Raw genomic sequence first — 21,209 nt, 5'->3', positions numbered from 1 at the left:
CCCCACTCAGTCGTCGACGGTGAAAGAACCGGGACCGACCCGCACCGGCAGGTCATACCTTCCGGCGCCCGACTCGTAGGTGTCGAGGTAGACCGAGCGGTCACCGCGCGCCGCCGCCCGGGAGTGGCCATCGAGCGGTACCGACACCGTCCCGCCGGTGACCTGCACCGTGGCGCCACTGCCCGACGGCAGGTAAAGCTCGGAGTTCGTGTTCACCACCCGGACGCCGAGTCGGTGTCCGGGCGCCAGCAGCCAGTCGGTGGGTAGCAGGTCGAGGTGTGTCGTCCTCGAACCCGCCGGCAGAACCGTTGCGGCACGAGTGATTCGCGTCGCCGATCCGGCGGGAGGGATGTCGTAGAGGTCCACCACCATCTGCGCCGTGCGCGGGCCCGCACCCGACACCGTCGTCCGGGCGGTGACGTGCGGGACACCCGATATCCGCACGGGCGTCCGCACCGGTCGGCTGATCCGCCACAGTCCGGGGTTGCGGTCGAGCACGACGAGCGCCTTGATCGTCGGCTTCTGGGTGCCGTAGGAACCGATGGCCGTTCCGGAGTCGAGGTAGCTGCCGGTGGGCAGTGCCACCGTCGACGCCGACGTCGGCGTCGGCCACGACGCCTGTTCACGCCAGTGCCCCGTGTTGTCCTCGACGACCACCGCAGGGTCGGCCGGACTGTCGATTCCCTTGAGGTACTTGTCGAACCATCGCATGACCTCGTCGAACCAACCGGCTCTTCCCATGGCGAGGCGTCCGGACTTCTCGTCGATCTCATTGCCGCGCACGTGATCCCACATTCCCAGCCATGCCCGCGTGGAAGCGCGCCTGCCGGCGATGGTCTCCGAAAGCCCGTCAGGCCAGGTGTTGTTCTCGATGAGTCCCTGTGTCACGAACAGCGGCACGGACGAATCATGGGCGGCGCCGGCGGAATCCCTGGCACGCCAGTATGCAGACCGATGATCGGTGTTGAACACCTGGGAGCGCGCGTTGTCGGTGAGGCACTGCGGGTGTGCGGCCTCGAATGTCGCCGCGCGCGAGTAGTGGGGGTCGTCGCCGAGCGAACCGGGTGCTGAGGCGATCTGGTTGTACCACGAGGACATGTACCACGAGTTCAGGTACCGAACTCCGTTCTGATACAGGTAGCGGTACCCGTCGTAGATCGGCTCTCCGGCAACCACCGCTCGTAAACCCCTGGGCGCCAGTGCTGCACCGACCACGCCGGCGCCTCCGTCATAGGACTTTCCGTACATCCCCACTGCGCCCGTCGACCACGGTTGCGTGGCGGCCCAGGTGATCGCGGTGCGTACGTCGGCCTTCTCCCCCGGACCGTAGTAGTCCAGACAGCCGGTGCTGGCACCGAACCCACGTAGGTCGACCATGACGAAGGTGTAGCCCCGCTCCATCAGCTGCCCACCGGTCACCAGATCGGCGAACCGCGGGTTGGGTCCAGCCGGGGATACGGGGTTGTACTCGAAACCGTCCAGCGCGCCGAACACGCCCCCGGACCCGGAGTGGTTGAAATACGGTCCAACGCTGAGGATCACCGGCGTCTTGGCGGTCAGCGTCAAGTGCGCCGGCCGCAGCACGTCGGCGTGGAGGGTGACTCCACCGGGCGCGTCGATGTATCTCTGCTCCCAGTGCGCGCCCGGCGCCCACCGCACATTCTCGGTCGTTGCGGAGGCCGGTGCGCCGGGTTGGACCAGACCGGCGGCGAACGCCAACACGCAGGCGACGGTGACCGTCAGAAGCCGCCGCCTCACCCGGCCGTCCGGAAGCGGGCCGCCAGGAACGGGGTCGAATCCGGTAGCGAGGCCGCCATGGTGCCGTCGTGCCCGCTGGGATATCCCCGGAACTCGACCGTGGCTCCCGAGGCCCGCATGTCGTTGACCAGCGAGGCGGTCACCGGGTACACCGCGGTGTCGTCGAAGTATCCCTCGCCGATGAACAGGGGCCGGGTGAATCCGGAGGTGGGAATCCGCTGCATGTCGGCGAAGGCCTGCTGGACGCGCGGATCGCTGATCGGCTTGGCGAACAGCGACGAGATCTGTACGTGCGCGAGTTGTGCGTTCAACTCGTCGTCGCAGGTGGTGGTGGCCTCGGCGAGCAGTCGCTTGCCGCTCGGACTGAGGTACCGGCCCAGGTCGAGTTCGGGATGGGCGGCATCGATGCCGGCCAGGGTGAACACCACATACGCCGTCGCGTCCTCGATCGGGACGGGCAGCGACGCCTTCGGCGCAAGCTGGATCAGCAGCGGTGCCAGGCGGTCGAAGTAGCCGGTGAGCCCCGTCGACACCGAGCCGACGAACCGCAAGTCCGGCGCATACCGCTGAGCCTGCGACGCGGCGGCGACCGACGCCTGACCACCCTGCGACTGCCCGATCGCGGCCCAGCGCGTCGAGATGGTCTGCGGCATCAGCGAATGTGCCGCACGCACCATGTCGATGACATTGAAACCCGGGGTGTGGGCGTCACCATAGGGGTGATGGCCGGTGCCGTCGACGCCGTAGGTGCCGAGTCCGTAGTAGTCGCTGGCGACCACCGCGTATCCGAGGCGCAGCCAGTGCGACAGGTAGGCGTTGTCGCGCTCGCGATACACCGGACCGTGAATCGTTGGTGCACACTGGTTTCCGATTCCGACGGTGCCGTGCGCCCAGGAGAGCACCGGGTAGCCGCCCCGCGGCGCGGGTGTGGTGGGCAGGAATATCGCGCCACTCGAGAGTCCCGGCCTTCCACCGGGGCCGACGGTGCGGTAGACGATCCGCTTCTGTTGTGCGACATCGGCACCCGGAATCGTCCAGACCCGCGGCGACAGGGGTGCCACCGACACCACGGCCCCCGGATCCGCCGGTGCGGCGTCGGCCCCGGGCGCGAGCAGTACCGACGCCCCCACCGCGACGACGCCGGCGCACGCCGCCAGAAAGCGCTTCCGCCTCCCGGCGAACACGCGATGCACACTGTTTGGACCCGACATGCTTGTCTCCTTCCCCCGGTCGCGCCCCGACGGCGACCACGGGTGTCCCGAGACCCTAAGCACGGCGAATGACCTGGCGCGCGCCGAACCGGGCTTCCGAGCGGTCCGGTGTGGTCAAACACACTTTCCCGAGTGTTCGCTCGGGATAGCATCGGCGCCACACCGTCGTCGCCGAGGAGGACCCGTGTTCCCAGGAGTGATCGCCGCAATCACCCCCGACAAGCCCGCCGTCATCCGCGCGGCGACCGGGGACTTGCTCACCTACCGGCAACTCGACGAGAACTCTCGGCGCCTGGCCAATCATCTTGATGCGGTGGGTCTGCGCCCCGGCGACACCGTGGCGATGGTGTCGACCAACACCCTGCACATGTTCGAGGTGTATTGGGCGGCGCTGCGCAGCGGCCTCTACATCACCGTGATCAACCACCACCTGACGGCGGCCGAGACCGACTACATCCTCCTCGACAGCGGCGCCGACGTGCTCTTCGCCGGCGCCGACGTGGCCGACGCGGTGGCCACCTCCGGCGACATCGCGGCCCTGGCCCGCCCCGGCCACCGCATCGCCTGGGGCGGACCTATCGACGGTTTCGACGACTTTGAGACGATCCTCGCCACAGCTTCGGACACACCGCGCGGCGACGAGCCGCGTGGCACCGACATGCTCTACTCGTCCGGAACCACCGGTCGCCCCAAGGGGATTCGGACACCACTCCCGCAGGGCCGGATCGACGAGATCCCCGATGCCTACACCGCCATCTTCGGGCCGATGTACGGATTCGGCCCAGAGAGTGTCTACCTCTCCCCGGCGCCGCTCTATCACGCTGCGCCACTGAGGTTCTGCGGCGTCACGAACTCCACGGGCGGCACGGTGGTCTTCATGGACCACTTCGATGCGCAAGAGGCACTCGCACTGATCGAGCGCTACGGCGTCACCCACAGTCAGTGGGTGCCCACCATGTTCATCCGGATGCTGAAGTTGCCCGCCCACGTCCGCGCCAAGTACGACGTGTCGAGTCTGCGAGTGGCCATCCACGCGGCCGCGCCGTGCCCGGCCGAGGTGAAGCGGGCGATGATCGAGTGGTGGGGCCCGGTGATCCACGAGTACTACGCCTCCACCGAAGCCGCGGGCGCCACGTTCATCGGGCCCGATGACGCCCTCACGCATCCCGGATCGGTGGGTCGCGCCGGCATGGGCGTGATCCGCATCTGCGACGACACCGGCACCGAGGTGCCCACCGGTGAGGTGGGTTTGGTGTACTTCGAACGCGATGTCCCGGCGTTCGCCTACCACAATGATCCGGTGAAGACGGCCGCCGCCTACCACCCCGACCACGCCGCGTGGGCGACCACCGGCGACATGGGTTATGTCGATGACGACGGTTTCCTCTACCTCACCGACCGCAAGGCGTTCATGATCATCTCCGGCGGCGTCAACATCTATCCACAGGAGGCCGAGAACGTGATGATCGGCCATCCCGCGGTGTACGACGTGGCGGTGATCGGGGTTCCCGACGACGACCTGGGGGAGGTCGCCAAGGCCTGCGTGCAGCTCGATCCCGCCCATGCCGCCTCGGATCAACTCGCTGCCGACCTCCTCGACTTCACCGCTGCGTCGTTGGCCCCGTTCAAGGTGCCCCGATCCGTCGACTTCGTCGACGACCTACCCCGCACCCCCACCGGCAAACTTGTCAAAGGCGAGTTGCGCAAGCGGTACCTCGTCGGCTGACCCGACGCTCTCCTGTGCATTTGCACAAATAGCTCCCGCGAGATCGTGGACTTACACGATGACGTGTGAACCCCGTCTCGGCGAATATGACAAGCATCGGTCCATATCGTGAACGGGAGAGACAACGATGACACTCGATGCGAGCGGTTCGGTCGACGACCTGTCGACCGCAACGTGGCGTGACAAGAAGCGATATCTGTGGTTGATGGGCCTGGTGGTGCCGTCCTTCGCATTCATGGGGATCGGCGCCTACCTGCTGACCGGCTGGGGGGTGTTCCTCTGGATCGGGGCCTTCATCATCTTCCTGGTGGTACCGATCGTCGACCTGATCACCGGTACCGACCAGTCGAATCCGCCCGACGAGGTGATCGAGGCACTCGAGAACGACAAGTACTACCGGTACGTCACATTCGCCTACCTGCCGCTGCAGTACGCCGGCTTCGTCTTCGGCATGTACCTGATCGCGACCGGCGGTTGGCCCGTCATCGACAAGATCGGACTCGCGACCACCCTCGGCATGATCGGTGGAGTTGCCATCAACACCGCGCACGAACTCGGCCACAAGAAGCCCAGCCATGAGCGGTGGCTGTCCAAAATCGCTCTGGCACAGACGTTTTACGGACACTTCTACATCGAGCACAACCGCGGACATCACGTTCGGGTGGCCACCCCCGAAGACCCGGCGTCATCGCGGATGGGTGAATCGTTCTACCGGTTCTGGCCGCGCACCGTCACCGGTTCGCTGCGTTCTGCCTGGGGTGTGGAGAAGAAGCGGTACGCCCGCAAGGACACCCACCCGTTCCACATCGGCAACGACGTGCTCAACGCCTGGCTGATGAGCCTGGTGCTGTGGATCGGCCTGACCATCTGGCTCGGCGTCGGGATTGTGCCCTACCTGGTGCTGCAAGCCGTGATCGGCTTCTCGCTGCTCGAGATCATCAACTACATGGAGCATTACGGAATGCTGCGCCGGCAGGTGGGATCGGCGCAGCGGCCACGGTTCGAGCGCGTACTGCCGGCACATTCGTGGAACGCCAACAACATCGCCACCAACATCCTGCTCTATCACCTGCAGCGGCACAGCGATCATCACGCCAATCCCACCCGCCGCTACCAGACGTTGCGCGATTACAAGGAGTCGCCGGTACTGCCGACCGGTTACGCCGGGATGATCCTCATCGCACTGGTTCCGCCCCTGTGGTACCGGGTGATGGACAAGCGGGTGGTGGCCCACGTCGACGGGGACATTCGGCTGGCCAACCTGCAGCCGGGTAGGGAGGAGCGCCTGCTCCGCAGGTTCCCGCCTCCCGGTGTCGATCTCGACGACGCGCTGGGCGAGGACGTGACGAGGCAGACCCATACCGAGGAGGTGCTCGCCGCGCGCTGCCCCGGCTGTGGTTACACCTACCAGGTCGCCGCCGGCGACGAGGCGGAGGGATTCGCGGCCGGCACGGCCTGGAACGAGATCCCCGACGACTGGTGCTGCCCGGATTGCGGTGTGCGCGAAAAGGTCGACTTCGTCGCGGTCAAGGAGGCAGCGCTGTGAGCCGCATTCACGCTGACCGGACCGTCTGTGAAGGCATCGGAATGTGCGAGGCGCAGGCCGACGACTACTTCGAGATCGGCGAGGACGGGCTGGTGCACGTCCGGGCCGACGAGGTGGCCGAGGCCGACAGCGCACATGTGCGCGCTGCCGTCGACTCCTGCCCGGTCTCCGCACTGCGATTGGCGACGTCGTGAGTGCCGCCGACCGTATGGTCATCGTCGGGACCGGTCTGGCGGCGGTGCGCGCCGCCGAGGGGGCACGCTCGGCCGGGTGGTCGGGAACCATCGAACTGATCGGTGAGGAACGCCACCGGCCCTACGACCGTCCGCCGCTGTCCAAGGAGTTCCTCGCCGCCGGCGACGACGGGACGTTCCCCGCGCTGCGGTCCGACGAGTCATGGGATGCGTTGGGCGCGAAGGTGAGAGCGGGCACGGCCGCGATCGGACTCGACCCGGTCCGCCGGGTGGTGGCCACCGACGGCGGCGAGATCGGCTACAACCGCCTGGTGATCGCGACCGGCAGCCGCCCGAAGACCATCCCGTCGCTTCGGGACGTTCCCGGCGTGCACACCCTGCACGGATACGACGACGCCTGCGCCCTCCGGGCCGCGCTGCGGCGCGCGCAGCACCTCCTGGTGGTCGGCGCCGGGTTCATCGGATCGGAGATCGCTTCGGCGGCGCGCGCACACGATGTCGAGGTGACCGTCGTGGATGCCGCATCGCCTCCTCTCGCGCGGGCGGTGGGGCCGCTCGCGGCTGCGCGCCTGATGGACTTGCACGTGGCGGCCGGGGTGAAGCTCGAACTCGGTACAGGTGTCCGGTTGGCGGCGGATTCGTTCGGCGAGAAGCCATCCCCCGACAGGGGCGTCGCCCTGCACCTCGACACGGGCCGCCGACTCCACGCCGACGCAGTGATCGTGGGCGTGGGCGTGGCACCGGCCACCGGGTGGCTCACCGACAGCGGCGTCGCCCTCGATCCGACATCGGGTGGGGTGATCTGCGACGACCACATGGCAGGCTCCGTACCGAATGTGTGGGCCGCCGGTGACGTCGCCGTTGTCGACGGGCAACCGGGTCAGCATTGGACCGCCGCGGCCGAACAGGGATTTGTGGCCGGCGCGAACGCGGCCGGAGACCGCAAGACGGTGGTGGGTGTTGCGTTCGCCTGGTCCACCTGGCACGGTCATCGCATTCAGGTGGTCGGCGAGACCGGCGGTGCCGGCGAGATGACCGACGAGGTGGAGGTCGGCGACGGACTGATCGAATACCTGTCCGGCGACGTGGTGGTGGGTGCGGTCGGCATCGATCGTCCCGCCGACATCGCCAAGGTGCGCCGTCACCTGCTCGCCGCCAACAAGGAGCGACGTCAGGCGCCGAAGGTGTCGTGATAATCCAGCGCGAGCAGGATGTCGCCGGCGCGCTGCGGTAGTGGCCGGCCGATCAGCCGCTCGATCTGCGTCACGCGGTACCGCACGGTGTTGCGGTGGACACCGAGTGCGTCGGCCACGGCGTCGGCTCCCCCGGTGGCGGTCAGCACCGCGCGGGCGGTCTCGCGGAGTTTCTCGTGCTGGTCGTCGACCAGGCCGCGCAGGGTCGACCGCACGAACCGTCGCGCGGCAGCATGATCGGCGGCGAGCAGGGTGACCGCGGTGACATCGTCGTAGACGGTGATCACCTCACGTCGACGCGGCGCCAGCGCCACCCGGGCAGCGGTACGCGCATCACGATGTGCCGCAACGAATCCCGTGACCCCGTCGCCGCCGCTGCCGATCGCCACGCGCACCGCGTCCGGGTCGATGGCCGATGTGTCGACCGCTGTCGCGTCGATGGCGCCGACATCGCGTGATCCGGAGTCGCGCAACGCAATCCAGGCCCACAGCTCCCGGCCTCCGGGCCGCACCACCACCGAGGGTGCGCGCTGCGCACGTGTCACCGCGCCGATCGCGTGGTCGAGGTCCTCGATGGACTCCGTGGTCAGTGCGAAGGCGATGACCGCGCAATGGCGGACCCCGGTGATCGGATGACCGTCGAGGCTTGCCGACAGCTCCGACGGCGACAGATCAGTACCGTCGAGAAGCTTCGCGACGGCCTCGTGGCGGCGTGCGTCACCTCGCTGGCGCACCCGGTTGGCCTCTTCGGTGTAGATCTGCACCGACTGCTCGACCGAGGTGGCGAACCACCCATTGGCCTTGGTCCACAACGTGATGATCGCCGCCTCATGGTCCACCGTGCCCGGCGCCTGCCCCACCACGTCCACCGCAAAGCGCCACGACGCGGTCTGCGCAGCCTGATAGACGTGCAGCAACACCGGGAGTGGAACGTGCAGACGGGCACAGTCGGCGGCCAGTTCCCGCGCGGAGTCGACGAGGGTCACTGCGTCCTCGGGTCGGTCCAGGTTGTCCAGGAATGCCCGCCAGTGATCGACGATCGCGTCCCCGACGCGTCCGTGCAGTTCGTCGGGCACCCCGGACACTTCGTCGAGAATGTGGCGCATTGTCCGCTCGGCCCACTGCGTCACCTCATCGGGTTCGCGTTGGGCCGCGACGAAACCCGCCAGCCACTGCGCCGTCGCGGCGGCCTCGCTCGTCGCCATCGGCTCACGCTAACAGCAGGTCGTGAGCTCCGTCACGCCAGTTCGATGAGCTCCTGATACTCCTCGTTCCAGTGGTCCTCGGTGCCGTCGGGCAACAGGATCACCCGCTGCGGGTCGAGTGCCGCCGCGGCGCCGGGGTCGTGGGTGACGAGCACCACCGCACCGGTGTAGCTGCGCAGCGCGTCGAGTACCTGCTCGCGCGAAATGGGGTCGAGGTTGTTGGTGGGCTCGTCGAGCAGCAGCACGTTGGCCGCCGAGGACACCAGCCCGGCCAGGGTGAGCCGCGTCTTCTCGCCGCCCGACAGGGTGCCCGCCGGCTGATCGAGCTGTGCGCCGTTGAACATGAACGCGCCGAGCAGCCCACGCAGTTCCTGCTCACCGGCGTCGGGCGCGGCGTGACGGATGTTCTCCCACACCGAGGCCATGTCGTCGAGGGTGTCGTGTTCCTGCGCGAAGTAGCCGATCTTGAGTCCGTACCCGGGTTCGAGCTGCCCCGTGTCGGGCTCTTCGACACCGGCGAGCAGTTTGAGCAGCGTCGTCTTGCCCGCGCCGTTGAGTCCGAGCACCACCACACGGCTGCCCTTGTCGATCGCCAGGTCGACCCCGGTGAAGATCTCCAGTGAGCCATACGATTTGCTCAATCCGGATGCCATCAGCGGCGTCTTGCCGCATGCCGCAGGATCGGGGAACTTGATGCGGGCGGTGCGGTCGGCCACCCGCTCCTCCTCGAGCGCATCGAGCATGCGGTCGGCGCGCTTGAGCATCTGCTGCGCAGCGGTGGCCTTGGTGGCCTTGGCGCCGAGCTTGGCCGCCTGTGCACGCAACGCCGACGCCTTCTTCTCGGCGTTCGCCCGTTCACGGCGGCGACGTTGTTCGTCGGTGGCGCGCGCGTCGAGATACCGCTTCCATCCCATGTTGTAGATGTCCGCCTCGCCGCGCACCGCGTCGAGGAACCACACCTTGTTCACCACGTCGCCGAGCAGGTCGACGTCGTGGCTGATCACCACCAGGCCGCCCTCGTGGTTCTGCAGGAACGAGCGCAGCCAGGTGATCGAGTCGGCGTCGAGGTGGTTGGTCGGTTCGTCGAGCAGCAACGTGGTGTCGGACTTGCCGGAGCCGTCGGAGGCGGCGAACAGGATGCGGGCCAGTTCGATGCGACGGCGCTGACCTCCCGACAGGGTGCGTAACGCTTGCCCCAGCACGCGGTCGGGCAGCCCGAGACTGTGACAGATGCGTGCTGCCTCGGATTCGGCGACGTAGCCGCCGAGCGCGGAGAACCGCTCCTCGAGCCGTCCGTAACGGCCGACGGCCCGGTCGCGCACCTTGTCGTCGACCGCTTCGGCCATCAACGCCTGCTGCTTTTCCATCTCGCGCATGATCTCGTCGAGGCCGCGCGCCGACAACACCCGATCGCGTCCCAGTACGCCGAGGTCGCCCTCCTTGGGGTCCTGCGGGAGGTAGCCGAGTTCGCCGGTTCGGGTCACGGTGCCCGCGTACGGTTCTGTTTCGCCGGCCAGAATCCGCAGGGTGGTGGTTTTGCCGGCCCCGTTGCGGCCGACGAGACCGATGCGGTCGCCGGGTTGGATACGCAGCGCCGATCCGGGCGCCGACAGCAGGGTCCGGGCGCCCGCTCGGACTTCCAGGTCGGTCGCGGTGATCACGACGGACCAGTCTACTGTGCCCGCGCCACACCGACCGATACCGTGGCGGGGTGACCGAATCCACATCGACACCGCACCCGATTCCCGTCGCCGACCTCACCGGACGTTCGGCGCTGGTGACCGGCGCCAGCCGTGGCATCGGCCTGGCCATCGCCACCGAACTCGCCCGCCGCGGCGCCGCCGTGGTGATCACCGGCCGCAAACCCGAGGCCCTCGACGCGGCGGTCGAGCAGATCGGCGCGGAGGTCGCCGGCGCCACCGTGTCGGCATGCCCGGGCAACACCAGTGATCCCGCCCATCGCGCCGCCGCGGTGGCCGCCGTGGTGAGCCAGGGTGGCGGCATTCACATCCTGGTGAACAACACCGGCATCAACCCGACCTTCGGTCCGCTCGTCGACGCCGACCTCGACGCGGTCCGAAAGATCTTCGACACCAACGTGGTGGCCGCGCTCGGCTTCGTGCAGCAGGCCCACCGTGCCGGCATGGCCACGACCGGCGGTGCGGTACTCAACATCGCCTCGGTGGCGGGCCTGCGATCCACCGGCGTGATCGGCGCCTACGGCGCCTCCAAGGCCGCGCTCATCCGTCTCACCGCCGAACTGGCGTGGGAACTGGGGCCCGCGGGAATCCGCGTCAACGCGCTTGCCCCCGCGATCGTGCGCACCAAGTTCTCCGACGCCCTCATCGCCGGCGATAACGAGGCCAAGGCAGTGCGCGGCTACCCGCTCGGTCGCCTCGGCGAGCCCGAGGACATTGCCCGCGCCGCGGCGTTCCTGGTGTCCGATCAGGCGTCGTGGATCACCGGCGAAACGCTGCGCGTGGACGGCGGACTGCTCGCCACCGGCTCGATGTGACCGGTCGCAGCGCGGCGGTGGTCGGCGCCGGGCCGGCCGGGCGTGCCCTGGCCCACCGACTCGAGCACCACGGCGTCGACGTGACCCTGATCGACCCGCATCCCGACCGGCAGTGGCACGCGACCTTCGCGGCGTGGACCGACGAACTGCCGGAGTGGTTGGGCGACAATGCGATCGCGGCCCGAACCGAATCGGTGCGAGTACGCGGCCGCACCGACCATCACGTCGCCCGCGGCTACAGCGTGCTCGACAACACCGCGCTGCGCGCCGCCCTCGACCTACCCGGCGCCCACCTGATCGAGACCCGCGCACGCGCGGTGCACCCCGATCGGGTGGAATGCGAGGACGGCACGGTGGTGCGCGCCGACCAGGTGATCGACTGCCGCGGCGCACTGCCCCACGACGCCCCCGCGCAGACGGCGTTCGGCATCGTGGTGGGCGCCGCGGCCGCCGACCGCCTCCTCGACGGGGCACCGGCGCTGCTGATGCAGTGGTCCCTGCCGCAGGATCTCGGAGCGTCGCCGGACGATCTGCCGTCGTTCCTCTACGCGGTGCCACTCGGCGGCGGCGCCACCCTGCTGGAGGAGACCTGCCTGGCCGGGCATCCCCCGCTGGCGCCCGCCGAACTCGAGCGGCGCCTGCAGCATCGCCTCGGTGACCGGAAATGGAGCGCCACCCGCAGCGAGACGGTGTCGTTCCCGCTGATCGGGGCATCCGCCCAACCCTGGCGCGACCCGGTCTTCACCTACGGTGCCGCAGGTGGCCTCAAACACCCGACGACCGGCTACAGCGTCGCCGCGGCCCTGCGCTGCGCCGACACCGTGGCCGCCGCGGTCGCCGACGGTCACGACCCGGCCGACGCGCTGTGGCCGTCGAACGCACGGGCCGTGCACAATCTGCGCATCCGTGGACTGTCGGCGCTGCTGCGGTTGACCACGGCGCAGACACTCGAGTTCTTCGACGTGTTCTTCGAAATGCCCGTCGCCGCGCAACGCAGTTACCTCAGTGATCGAGACGATCTCACCGGCACCATGGAGGCGATGTCGCGCGTCATCGCGAAGGTCGGCATGCGGTCACGCATGCAGATCGTCCGCGGTGCCATGGCCCGCCCGGCATGGGCGGGTGACATCTTCACCGACAGGTGAACAGGGCCGGTCACAGCCGCACATCGACGGGCTCGGATTCCAGTGCGAGGACGGCGAACACGAACTCGTGCACCTTCCACAGCGGCGCACCGGCGGCGTGGCGGGCCACGGCCTCGCGGCCCAGCTGGTACTCGCGCATCGCCATCGACCGCTTGTGTCGCAGATCGCGCGATCGCAACCGCGCCAGGTCGTGCCGGTACCCCGGGCCGTAGATGATCCGCAGATACTCGGCGCCGCGCACCTTGAGGCCCGGCAACACCATCCGGCCCCGGCGGTCGCGGGTCAGATTGGCTGCGGGCTTGACCACCATGCCCTCGGCACCGTCGGCGGTGAGGGTGGTCCACCACTGGTGGCCCCGCGCGCACGACTGCTCCGAGCCGGTGTCGACGAGGAGGCGCCGGGTGGAGGCGAACAGCGTCGGATCGGCCGCCACCAGTGCGTCGGACATCTCCAGATGCCAGGCGTGGGAACGATTCTCGAATGTCGTGGCGGGCGAGTCCGCGCCGCCCGCGGCGATCACCTCGAACACCGCGAGCCGCACATCCGATGGGGTCGCCGCCGGTTCGACATACCGCATGTACGACGCGGTGAACGCATCGATGTCGGCGCGGCGACCAGACGTGCCGGCGCGCAAGGCCGTCACGTCCAATCCGCGGGATGCCGCTATGCCCAGCTCGACGTCGAGGACGTCGAGTTCCGGGATTGCCGCGGCGGAAACGGCGGCGAACTCGTCGCGGATCAGAGCCTCCCCCTTGATGTTCCACGGCAACAACTCGGCATCGAGGATGAGCCAGCCGCAGCCGAGGCGATCCATCATCGGCTTTGCGGCGGCGCGCGCACGGTCGAGCACGATGGCCGTGGTCGCCGAGTCGAAGAACGAGCGGCCGGTGCGGGTGTAGATGGCACCCACCGCACCGTCGACGTCGAATCCGGCGCGGGCCTGCTCCTGGTCGCGCGCGATCACCACCACCGCGCGCGATCCCATGTGCTTCTCCTCGCACATCACCTCACCGATTCCGGCCTCGGCGTAGTGGCCGAACGCCGCACACGGGCTCTCCAACAGGTCGTCGCGGTCCGATGACGCCGGACTCATGGTCGGCGGCAGATACCGCAGCCAGCGCGGGTCGAGGGCGAATCGCGACATCACCTCCAGTGCGGCGGCCGCGTTCTCGGCGCGGATGGTGATCGGCGGTCCGTATCCTGTTCGCACGGTGCGTTTTCCGGTCACGTCGTCGAGGCGCAGCCGACTGCGCAGCAGTGCATCGGCGGGGGTGTCGCCGTATCCCATCGCCTCTTCGGGTGCCCAGTGGGTGGTGCGCGCGGGTACCGACACGGTGGTCATTTCCGGATACCGCAGGGCGGTCAGTGCGCCACCGAAGACGCATCCGGTGTCCACGCACAGGGTGTTGTTCACCCACGCGGCCGCCGGGGTCGGTGTGTGTCCGTAGACCCCGCACGCCTCGCCGCGGTAGTCGCGGGCCCAGTCGACGCGGATCGGGTGACCCCAGCGGTCCTTCTCCCCCGTCGTCTCCCCGTACATCGCCAGATTGCGCACCCGGCCCGAGGTCCGGCCGTGATAGCGCTGCGCCAGTCCCGCGTGGGAGACCACGAGGTGTCCGTCGTCGAACACGTAGTGCGACACGAGTCCGTCGAGAAAGGTGACGACGTCGGCGCGGAAGGCATCCGACGTGTCGTCGAGTTGAGTGAGGGACTCCGCGAGGCCGTTGGTGAGCGTGACAGCGCCGCCGGCACGTCCGGTTCCGGCGCGCCGGCGCAGTACCTTCAGCAGTTTCTCCTCGTGATTGCCGCGTACGCACAGCGCCTGCCCGGCGGCCACCATCGACATGACCAGCGCCAGCACCGCCGGCGTGTCCGGTCCGCGGTCGACGAGGTCGCCGACGAACACGACGCGTCTGCCGTCGGGGTGGTCGTGCACGCCGAGCACGTCACCGGCGGGTGAGACCCGCAGTGTCCAGCCGAGCGCGAGCAGCAGGTCGTGCAACTCGCCGGCGCAGCCGTGCACGTCGCCGATGATGTCGAACGGACCGTGTTCGTCTCGCCGGTCGTTGAACAGGCGGGTGCGTGTCACCTCGGTGGCGTCGATGGCGTCGACCCCTTCGAGGACGTGGACGAAGCGAAAACCCTCCTTGCGCAACGATGCCGAGTGCTTCCGCAGCAAGCGGTGTTGTCTCTCCACCACTGAGGTGTCGATGTCGGTGCGGTCGTGCGCACGTCGCCGCAACTCGTCCGCCGGTACGTCGAGCACCACGGCCACCGAGAACACGTCGTGGTCTTTCGCGATCGCCAGTAGCGTCGCCCGATCCTCGGGACGCAACGACGTGGCATCCACCACGGTCAGCAGTCCGCGTGTCAGTCGGCGGCCCGCGATGTCGGCGAGGATGGCGAAGGCGTCCACCGTGGCCGACTGGTCTGTCGGATCGTCGGCCACCATGCCGCGCAACGCATCCGACGACAAGATCTCGGTGTCGGCGAAGTGCCGGCGGGCGAAGGTGGTCTTTCCCGACCCGGTCACACCGACGAGGACCACCAGGCACAGTTCCGGTATCTCGATGACGCTCATGAGGTGACCTCCTCTCGTGTGAACAGCGCATACTGGGTCGACGGTCCGTCGTCCGGGTGAGTCGGCCCGATGCCGCCGAGTTCGGCGATGTATCGGTGGTCGGAGCACACGCGATCGCACCACTCGGTGAACTCGGCGCGGGTGAACTCGAATCGGTGATCGGCGTGACGGAGGCGCTGATCATCCAGCCCGTAGTGCCGGTTGTAGTCACGGTTGGGTGTGGTGACGACGACCGTCGGCGGCGCCATCTCGGCGAAGACTGCTGCCACTGCACCGGGCAGGCGGTCGAGGTCGATGTGCTCGATGACCTCCATCAGCACGACGGCGTCGAAGCCGCGACACCGGTCATCGGCGTAGGCCAGCGACGATTGCCACACCTCCACGTGCCGCCACCGAGAGATGCGGGTTTCTGCCGCGTCGAGCGCGCCGGCCGACACGTCGGTGCCGGCCAGTCGGGTGTAGCCGGTCTCGCCGGCCAGGTCGGCGAGCAGCCGGCCCTCACCGCAGCCGACGTCGAGCACGGTGCGTGCGCCGCTCTCGCGCAGCAGCCCGGCCACAGCGTCACGGCGGGCACTGGCCAGCGACGGGCGCGGTGCGCCCCGTCCCTCCTCGTCGGTGCCTTCATCGCGCATGCCGAGGCGTTCGCGCGCGAGATCACCCAGGGCTCGAACGTGTTTGGTGTAGCCGCCGACGATCACGTCTCGTTTCGGGTGGTTGGGCAACCATTGGGCGGCAAAGTTTTCGAGCTTGTCGACCTCCGCCTCATCGACGAAGTAGTGCTTTCCGCCGGCCATCACGGGAAGCAGCACCGCGAGGTGACGAAGGGTGTCGACCACGGAATGACGGCCGGTGAGCCGCAGGGTGACGAACTCGGAGTCACCCCATTGTGCCGGCGTCAACGGTTGCGACTCGCACTCGATGTGCCATCCGAGCGGCTCGAACAGGTCTGCCGGCTCGATCGACGCCGACAACGGCACCGACGGCACCACGACCTCCACCGGCCACTCGTGGTTGACCAGTTCCGGCCGTTCGCTGCAGCGCCCGGCCAGGGCGTCGCCGAACACCTTGCCGAGGGCGACACACAGCCGCGACGACGCGGCGTACGCGACCGTGTTCACGTGACGGTTGTCGTCACGGTCGAGTCGGGCCTGTGCGCCATCGACATGGAAGAGCAGGCGGCACGTCTGGTCGTCGGCCACCGGGAAGAGGACGGTTGCGGTGCCCTGCGAGGTGGGGAACTGTTGTACGCGCTGTGGATGTTTGCGCAGTAGGAATCCCAAATCCGTTGCCGGGGTGTCGGCGTCGCCGTGGACCGCGAGTGTCAGCATCACAGGGTCCAACGTAGCCGTGACGGCAAGTGGATTTCGGGACCTCACCGGGGTTTCCGGGCGAGGTGTTCAGTGCCCGCCCCGCAATTCGCGCCACCGCAGGATCATCTCGTCGACATCGACGGTCCGCGCCACGATGTGCGACGCCGGACCCATCGTGGGGCGCAGTCGATCCTCTTTCACACGCCGGTTGAAGTCGTCGAGGATGGTGCGTACTGCGGCCTCGTCGGCAATGCGGGCGAGCGATTCGGGGAAGGTGTCGCGCTCCTTGCGCAACTGCAAGGTGGGTGGGAGCAGTGCGGTCGAGTCGAGGTCCTCGTCGCGGATCTTCTGCTTGGCCCACCAGTCGGGGTCGTCGAGTCCGGACAGGTTGAGCGGCTTGCCCATTCCCGGCAGGTTGTCGAACTCGCCGCGCTCGGTGGCCTCCCGGATCATCTTCTCCACCCGGTTCTCTTCGCGCGCGGGTCGCCACCGGCGCACGCGCCGGAAGCGGCCGTCGGGGTTCATGTCGATGCCGTGTCACCGCCTTCGGGCTGGATGGCCACTCGGTGCTGTTCCGCCCATCGCGCCAGGTCGAGCAGCGGGCCGGTCGCCAGCGAGGCACCCAACTCGGTCAACTCATAGTCCGCAGTGTCGACGTTGCGCCCGACGAGTCGTCGGTCGCGGAGTCGCACCAGCGACTGATGCAGAGATTTGTCGCTGATGCCACCGATCGACGAGATGAGTTCAACGCGGCGCGCAGGTCCCGACCTCAGTGCAGTCAGCACGACAGCGTCCCATCGGTGCGCAATCAATTCGACACCGAGTCGCACGAAGCAGTCGGCGGCGGCAGGCTCTGCGGGCGACATCCGATACGTCCTTCGCTCTGTCCTACCAATCGGTAGGAATCGCAACACTACCGTCGACATCGGACCACCACCACTCCAGACAGGTGACGAGAATGAACGCAGGGGACACGGATCTTCACCGTAGACACAGCCGCGAGGTCATCACGGTTTTCGGGGCCACCGGTCAGCAGGGCGGATCGGTGGCCCGCACCCTCCGGGCCGCGGGGTGGCGGGTAAGGGCGGTGGTCCGCGACGAGTCTGCACCCGCCGCCCGCGCGCTGAGATCTGGCGGAATCGAGACGGTATCGGGCGACTTCGCCGATGCCGCATCGATCGGTGCGGCGCTCACCGGTGCTCACGGTGTGTTCAGCGTTCAGCCGAGTTCCGGCGTGCCGGGTTCGTCGATGTCCGATGACGACGAGGTCGCCGCGGGCATTCTCGTCGCCGACCTCGCGCACGCCGCCGACGTCGAGCACCTCGTGTACAGCTCGGCAATGGCCCTCGGTGACGATGACTCCGGGATCGGGCATTTCGAATCCAAACGTCGAATCGAAAACCACATCGCAACAATGGATCTGGCCAGGACCGTGATCAGGCCGGCAACTTTCATGGAGATGATCCCCGTGCCTGCGCGCACAGGGACCGACGACCACATCGACTTCCTCATGGCTGCCGACCAGAAGATGCAGTTCATTGCTGTCCGCGACATCGGCTTGGTTGTCGCCGAGATTTTCGGTGCACCCGACCGGTACCGGGGCCACACGCTGGACATCGCGGGTGACGAACTGACCGGAGACGAAACCGCGGCGTGTGTGAGCGCATTTCTCGGCCGCCCCATCACCTACCGACGCATCGAACCCGCGGGTGACGTACTCGTCGCACGCCTGGAAAAGGCCGTCGACGAAGGGCGACTGTCCACCGTTGACCTGACGTCGCTACGTCGACAGTTCCCGTTCCTGCTCGATTTCAGCCCGTGGCTGGATGTGAACGACTCGGAATGAGTGGCACCTGTCACGCCCGACGGATGATCAGACGGTGAACCCGAGCGCCCGTAGCTGTTCCCGGCCGTCGTCGGTGATCTTGTCGGGACCCCACGGCGGCAGCCACACCCAGTTGATCTCGATCTCGGTGCACAGTCCGCTGCCCACCAGGGCGGCACGTGACTGGTCTTCGATCACGTCGGTCAGTGGGCAGGCGGCCGAGGTGAGCGTCATGTCGATCTTGGCGACGGCGTCGTCGTCGACCTCGATTCCGTAGACCAGGCCCAGATCGACCACGTTGATGCCGAGTTCCGGGTCGACGACGTCCCGCATCGCCTCTTCGACGTCGTCGAGGCTGGGCAGGGAGGTGGTCACGGTGGTCTGGGTGGTCACGGTGGTTTCGGTTGTCTCGTCGGTCATGCTGTCTCCGCTCGTGTGTTCTCGGCTCGTGCGCTCTCGCCTCGTTCGTTCTCGCTGGCCTCCACCGATCGGGCCAACGCGTCCTTGAAAGCCAGCCATCCCAGCAGGGCGCACTTCACCCGCGCCGGATACTTGCTCACACCCGCCAACGCGATGCCGTCGCCGATCAGTTCCTCGTCGCCTTCGTCGGCCCCACGGGAGGTGATCATCGCGGTGAACGAGGCGACGACGGCCAGCGCGTCGTCCACACCGGCCCCGTCGAGCTGGTCGTGGAGTATCGACGTCGACGCCTGCGAGATCGAGCAGCCCTGCCCGTCGTAGGAGATGTCGGTGACGGTGTTGCCGTCATCCGACAGCGCCACCCGCATCGTCACCTCGTCACCGCAGGTGGGATTGACGTGATGCACCTCGGCGCCGAACGGTTCGCGCAGCCCCCGCCCGTGCGGGTGTTTGTAGTGGTCCAGGATCACGTCCTGGTACATCTGTTCCATGCGCATCGCGTCACCGCGTCCCGAAGAAGTTCTGCGCCTTCACGATCGCGTCCGCGAGCGCGTCGACCTCGGCCGTCGTGTTGTACGCAGCGAACGAGGCACGTGCGGTGGCGGCGATGCCGAAGCGGCGGTGCAACGGCCACGCGCAATGGTGGCCCACCCGGATCGCCACACCCTCGTCGTCGAGGATCTGACCGAGGTCGTGGGCATGGATGCCGTCCACCACGAACGACACTGCACCCCCACGGTTCTCGGGAGAGACCGGACCGATGATCCGCAGCCCCTCGATGTCTGCCAGTCGTTGCAGCGTGTGCTCCACCAGCTGGTGCTCGTGTGCCGCAACGGCGTCCATACCGATGTCGGTCAGGTAGTCGACGGCTGCGCCGAGCCCCACGACCTGCGAGGTCATCGGCACGCCGGCCTCGAAACGTTGCGGCGGCGGCGCGTAGGTGGAGACCTCCATGGTGACGGTCTCAATCATCGATCCGCCGGTGATGAACGGCGGCAACGCATCGAGCAGATCGCTGCGTCCGTAGAGGACGCCGACACCCGAGGGACCGAACATCTTGTGTCCGGAGAAGGCGGCGAAGTCGACGCCGAGTGCGGGGAAATCGACCGGCATGTGGGGTACCGACTGGCAGGCGTCGAGCACGACCAGTGCACCCACGGTGCGTGCGCGGCGAACCAGTTCGTCCACGTCGGCCACTGCGCCGGTCACGTTGGACTGATGGGTGAAGGCGACCACCTTGACGGTCTCGTCGAGTTCGAGCGAATCCAGATCGATTCGGCCGTCGTCGGTCACCCCGTACCAGCGCAGGGTGGCCCCGGTGCGCCGGCAGAGCTCCTGCCACGGAACCAGATTGGCGTGGTGCTCGAGCTCGGTGATCACCACGGTGTCACCTGCGCCGAGCGGTCGCCCGCCGAACAGCGCCGCGCTGCGGTCGTCACCGAGCGTGTAGGTGACGAGGTTGAGCGACTCGGTGGCGTTCTTGGTGAACACGATCTCGCTCGCACGCGCGCCGACGAACCGCGCGATGGCTTCGCGTGCACCCTCGTAGGCGTCGGTCGCCTCCTCGGCCAACTGATGCGCACCGCGGTGCACCGCCGCGTTGTGGGTCACCAGGAACTCACGTTCGGCGTCGAGCACCTGCACCGGGCGCTGCGACGTCGCTCCGGAGTCCAGGTACACCAACGGCTTTCCGTCGCGGACGGTGCGCGACAGGATCGGGAAGTCGGCGCGAATCCGCTCGACGTCGAGTGTCGGTGCGAGAGTCTCGGTGGACATGCTCAGCTCGCCGCGGCCGCCGACGTGAAGCGCACGTAACCGTTCTCCTCGAGTTCGTCGGCCAGTTCGGGCCCGCCGGACTCGACGACGCGGCCGTTGACGAAGACGTGCACGAAGTCGGGCTTGATGTAGCGGAGGATGCGGGTGTAGTGGGTGATCAGCAGAATCCCGCCGTTCTCCTGCGCCTTGTAGTGGTTCACGCCCTCGCTCACCACGCGCAGCGCGTCCACGTCGAGGCCCGAGTCGGTCTCGTCGAGGATCGCGAACTTCGGCTTGAGCAGGGCGAGCTGCAGGATCTCGTGCCGCTTCTTCTCGCCGCCGGAGAAGCCTTCGTTGACGCTTCGCTCGGAGAACGACGGGTCGATGTCCAACGCGGTCATCGCCTCCTTGGTCTCCTTGACCCAGTGGCGCAGTTTGGGTGCCTCCCCACGCACGGCCGTCGCCGCGGTGCGCAAGAAGTTCGACATCGAGACACCCGGCACCTCCACCGGATATTGCATCGCCAGGAACAGGCCCGCACGCGCCCGCTCGTCGACGCTCATCTCCAGGACGTCTTCCCCGTCGAGGGTGATCGAGCCGCTGGTGACCTGGTACTTGGGGTGGCCGGCGATGGCGTACGAGAGAGTCGATTTGCCGGAGCCGTTGGGCCCCATCAGGGCGTGGGTCTCCCCCGACTTCACGGTGAGGTCAACACCTTTGAGGATGTGGATGGGCTCGGCGTCGGTGTCGGACTGCGCGACGTCGACGTGCAGGTCGCGGATTTCGAGGGTGCTCATGGCGTGGGTCCTTCGGGGCTGGGGGTGA

Annotated in this window: 19 protein-coding genes; 7 read left to right on the top strand and 12 right to left on the bottom strand. The window is 67.9% G+C overall.

Annotated features, from left to right (window positions below; translation table 11 throughout):
• Positions 1–6: 6 nt before the first annotated feature.
• Positions 7–1,758 carry a CocE/NonD family hydrolase gene (locus tag ACWDSI_RS05210; RefSeq protein WP_449755864.1) on the bottom strand — a complete coding sequence of 584 codons (1,752 nt, stop codon included), beginning with the start codon at positions 1,756–1,758 and terminating at the stop codon, positions 7–9.
• Complete coding sequence (locus ACWDSI_RS05205; protein WP_449755863.1) at positions 1,755–2,969, bottom strand: lipase family protein; 1,215 nt, start codon at positions 2,967–2,969, stop codon at positions 1,755–1,757. The genes ACWDSI_RS05210 and ACWDSI_RS05205 overlap by 4 nt, the downstream gene beginning before the upstream one ends.
• Positions 2,970–3,153: 184 nt before the next feature.
• On the opposite strand from ACWDSI_RS05205, the gene ACWDSI_RS05200 reads away from it, so the two are divergent.
• From ACWDSI_RS05200 to ACWDSI_RS05185, 4 genes are all read left to right on the top strand, one after another.
• Complete coding sequence (locus ACWDSI_RS05200) at positions 3,154–4,695, top strand: acyl-CoA synthetase (protein WP_449755862.1); 1,542 nt, start codon at positions 3,154–3,156, stop codon at positions 4,693–4,695.
• A 127-nt stretch (positions 4,696–4,822) separates the two neighbouring features.
• Positions 4,823–6,241, top strand: coding sequence for a fatty acid desaturase (locus tag ACWDSI_RS05195; RefSeq protein ID WP_449746371.1), 1,419 nt, complete (start codon positions 4,823–4,825; stop codon positions 6,239–6,241).
• Complete coding sequence (locus ACWDSI_RS05190; RefSeq protein ID WP_449746372.1) at positions 6,238–6,435, top strand: ferredoxin; 198 nt, start codon at positions 6,238–6,240, stop codon at positions 6,433–6,435. The genes ACWDSI_RS05195 and ACWDSI_RS05190 overlap by 4 nt, the downstream gene beginning before the upstream one ends.
• A complete protein-coding gene (locus tag ACWDSI_RS05185) occupies positions 6,432–7,628 on the top strand; it encodes an NAD(P)/FAD-dependent oxidoreductase (protein WP_449755861.1) in 1,197 nt (398 codons plus the stop codon). The genes ACWDSI_RS05190 and ACWDSI_RS05185 overlap by 4 nt, the downstream gene beginning before the upstream one ends.
• On the opposite strand, the gene ACWDSI_RS05180 is transcribed toward ACWDSI_RS05185, so the two are convergent.
• Complete coding sequence (locus ACWDSI_RS05180; RefSeq protein ID WP_449755860.1) at positions 7,607–8,833, bottom strand: PucR family transcriptional regulator; 1,227 nt, start codon at positions 8,831–8,833, stop codon at positions 7,607–7,609. The two genes, ACWDSI_RS05185 and ACWDSI_RS05180, sit on opposite strands and share 22 nt — an antisense overlap.
• 32 nt (positions 8,834–8,865) lie before the next feature.
• The gene (locus ACWDSI_RS05175) at positions 8,866–10,494 is read right to left on the bottom strand and encodes an ABC-F family ATP-binding cassette domain-containing protein (RefSeq protein WP_449755859.1); all 1,629 of its coding nucleotides are present in this window, start codon (positions 10,492–10,494) and stop codon (positions 8,866–8,868) included.
• Between the two features lie 50 nt (positions 10,495–10,544).
• On the opposite strand from ACWDSI_RS05175, the gene ACWDSI_RS05170 reads away from it, so the two are divergent.
• Positions 10,545–11,348, top strand: a complete 804-nt coding sequence (locus ACWDSI_RS05170; RefSeq protein ID WP_449755858.1) for an SDR family oxidoreductase — start codon at positions 10,545–10,547, stop codon at positions 11,346–11,348.
• Complete coding sequence (locus ACWDSI_RS05165; protein WP_449755857.1) at positions 11,345–12,493, top strand: lycopene cyclase family protein; 1,149 nt, start codon at positions 11,345–11,347, stop codon at positions 12,491–12,493. The genes ACWDSI_RS05170 and ACWDSI_RS05165 overlap by 4 nt, the downstream gene beginning before the upstream one ends.
• Positions 12,494–12,503: 10 nt before the next feature.
• Here ACWDSI_RS05165 and ACWDSI_RS05160 read toward each other — a convergent pair whose 3' ends face one another.
• The 4 genes from ACWDSI_RS05160 to ACWDSI_RS05145 form a co-directional block, all read right to left on the bottom strand.
• Positions 12,504–15,074: a polynucleotide kinase-phosphatase gene (locus ACWDSI_RS05160; RefSeq protein WP_449755856.1), complete on the bottom strand. Its 2,571-nt coding sequence runs from the start codon at positions 15,072–15,074 to the stop codon at positions 12,504–12,506.
• Positions 15,071–16,402 carry a 3' terminal RNA ribose 2'-O-methyltransferase Hen1 gene (locus ACWDSI_RS05155; protein ID WP_449755883.1) on the bottom strand — a complete coding sequence of 444 codons (1,332 nt, stop codon included), beginning with the start codon at positions 16,400–16,402 and terminating at the stop codon, positions 15,071–15,073. Before ACWDSI_RS05155 ends, ACWDSI_RS05160 begins: the two co-directional genes overlap by 4 nt.
• Positions 16,403–16,471: 69 nt before the next feature.
• Positions 16,472–16,909 (bottom strand): DnaJ family domain-containing protein, encoded by a 438-nt coding sequence (locus tag ACWDSI_RS05150; RefSeq protein WP_449755855.1) that lies wholly within the window; start codon positions 16,907–16,909, stop codon positions 16,472–16,474.
• On the bottom strand, positions 16,906–17,250 hold the full coding sequence (locus ACWDSI_RS05145; RefSeq protein ID WP_449755854.1) for a winged helix-turn-helix transcriptional regulator: 345 nt from the start codon (positions 17,248–17,250) through the stop codon (positions 16,906–16,908). Before ACWDSI_RS05145 ends, ACWDSI_RS05150 begins: the two co-directional genes overlap by 4 nt.
• Before the next feature lie 92 nt (positions 17,251–17,342).
• Between ACWDSI_RS05145 and ACWDSI_RS05140 the strand changes: the two genes are divergently transcribed.
• Positions 17,343–18,230, top strand: coding sequence for an NmrA/HSCARG family protein (locus tag ACWDSI_RS05140; RefSeq protein ID WP_449755853.1), 888 nt, complete (start codon positions 17,343–17,345; stop codon positions 18,228–18,230).
• Between the two features lie 27 nt (positions 18,231–18,257).
• Here ACWDSI_RS05140 and ACWDSI_RS05135 read toward each other — a convergent pair whose 3' ends face one another.
• From ACWDSI_RS05135 to sufC, 4 genes are read right to left on the bottom strand one after another with little or no spacing between them, the layout of a single operon-like run.
• On the bottom strand, positions 18,258–18,629 hold the full coding sequence (locus ACWDSI_RS05135; RefSeq protein WP_449746382.1) for a metal-sulfur cluster assembly factor: 372 nt from the start codon (positions 18,627–18,629) through the stop codon (positions 18,258–18,260).
• A complete protein-coding gene (sufU, locus tag ACWDSI_RS05130; RefSeq protein ID WP_449746383.1) occupies positions 18,626–19,126 on the bottom strand; it encodes a Fe-S cluster assembly sulfur transfer protein SufU in 501 nt (166 codons plus the stop codon). Before sufU ends, ACWDSI_RS05135 begins: the two co-directional genes overlap by 4 nt.
• A 4-nt stretch (positions 19,127–19,130) precedes the next feature.
• A complete protein-coding gene (locus tag ACWDSI_RS05125; protein WP_449746384.1) occupies positions 19,131–20,405 on the bottom strand; it encodes a cysteine desulfurase in 1,275 nt (424 codons plus the stop codon).
• Positions 20,406–20,407: 2 nt separating this feature from the next.
• A complete protein-coding gene (gene sufC, locus ACWDSI_RS05120) occupies positions 20,408–21,181 on the bottom strand; it encodes a Fe-S cluster assembly ATPase SufC (protein ID WP_449746385.1) in 774 nt (257 codons plus the stop codon).
• Positions 21,182–21,209 lie beyond the last annotated feature (28 nt).

It is taken from the genome of Gordonia sp. NPDC003429 (assembly GCF_053588575.1).
The sequence above is the reverse complement of the archived record's forward strand: the minus strand, read 5'-3'. Positions and strand labels throughout refer to the sequence as shown.

Coding starts and splice junctions, on each gene's coding strand:
- ACWDSI_RS05205 (WP_449755863.1), bottom strand. CDS start 2,969: ATGTCGGGTCCAAACAGTGTGCATCGCGTGTTCGCCGGGAGGCGGAAG.
- ACWDSI_RS05195 (WP_449746371.1), top strand. CDS start 4,823: ATGACACTCGATGCGAGCGGTTCGGTCGACGACCTGTCGACCGCAACG.
- ACWDSI_RS05180 (WP_449755860.1), bottom strand. CDS start 8,833: ATGGCGACGAGCGAGGCCGCCGCGACGGCGCAGTGGCTGGCGGGTTTC.
- ACWDSI_RS05160 (WP_449755856.1), bottom strand. CDS start 15,074: ATGAGCGTCATCGAGATACCGGAACTGTGCCTGGTGGTCCTCGTCGGT.
- ACWDSI_RS05155 (WP_449755883.1), bottom strand. CDS start 16,402: ATGCTGACACTCGCGGTCCACGGCGACGCCGACACCCCGGCAACGGAT.
- ACWDSI_RS05150 (WP_449755855.1), bottom strand. CDS start 16,909: ATGAACCCCGACGGCCGCTTCCGGCGCGTGCGCCGGTGGCGACCCGCG.
- ACWDSI_RS05145 (WP_449755854.1), bottom strand. CDS start 17,250: ATGTCGCCCGCAGAGCCTGCCGCCGCCGACTGCTTCGTGCGACTCGGT.
- ACWDSI_RS05140 (WP_449755853.1), top strand. CDS start 17,343: ATGAACGCAGGGGACACGGATCTTCACCGTAGACACAGCCGCGAGGTC.
- ACWDSI_RS05135 (WP_449746382.1), bottom strand. CDS start 18,629: ATGACCGACGAGACAACCGAAACCACCGTGACCACCCAGACCACCGTG.
- sufU (WP_449746383.1), bottom strand. CDS start 19,126: ATGCGCATGGAACAGATGTACCAGGACGTGATCCTGGACCACTACAAA.
- ACWDSI_RS05125 (WP_449746384.1), bottom strand. CDS start 20,405: ATGTCCACCGAGACTCTCGCACCGACACTCGACGTCGAGCGGATTCGC.
- sufC (WP_449746385.1), bottom strand. CDS start 21,181: ATGAGCACCCTCGAAATCCGCGACCTGCACGTCGACGTCGCGCAGTCC.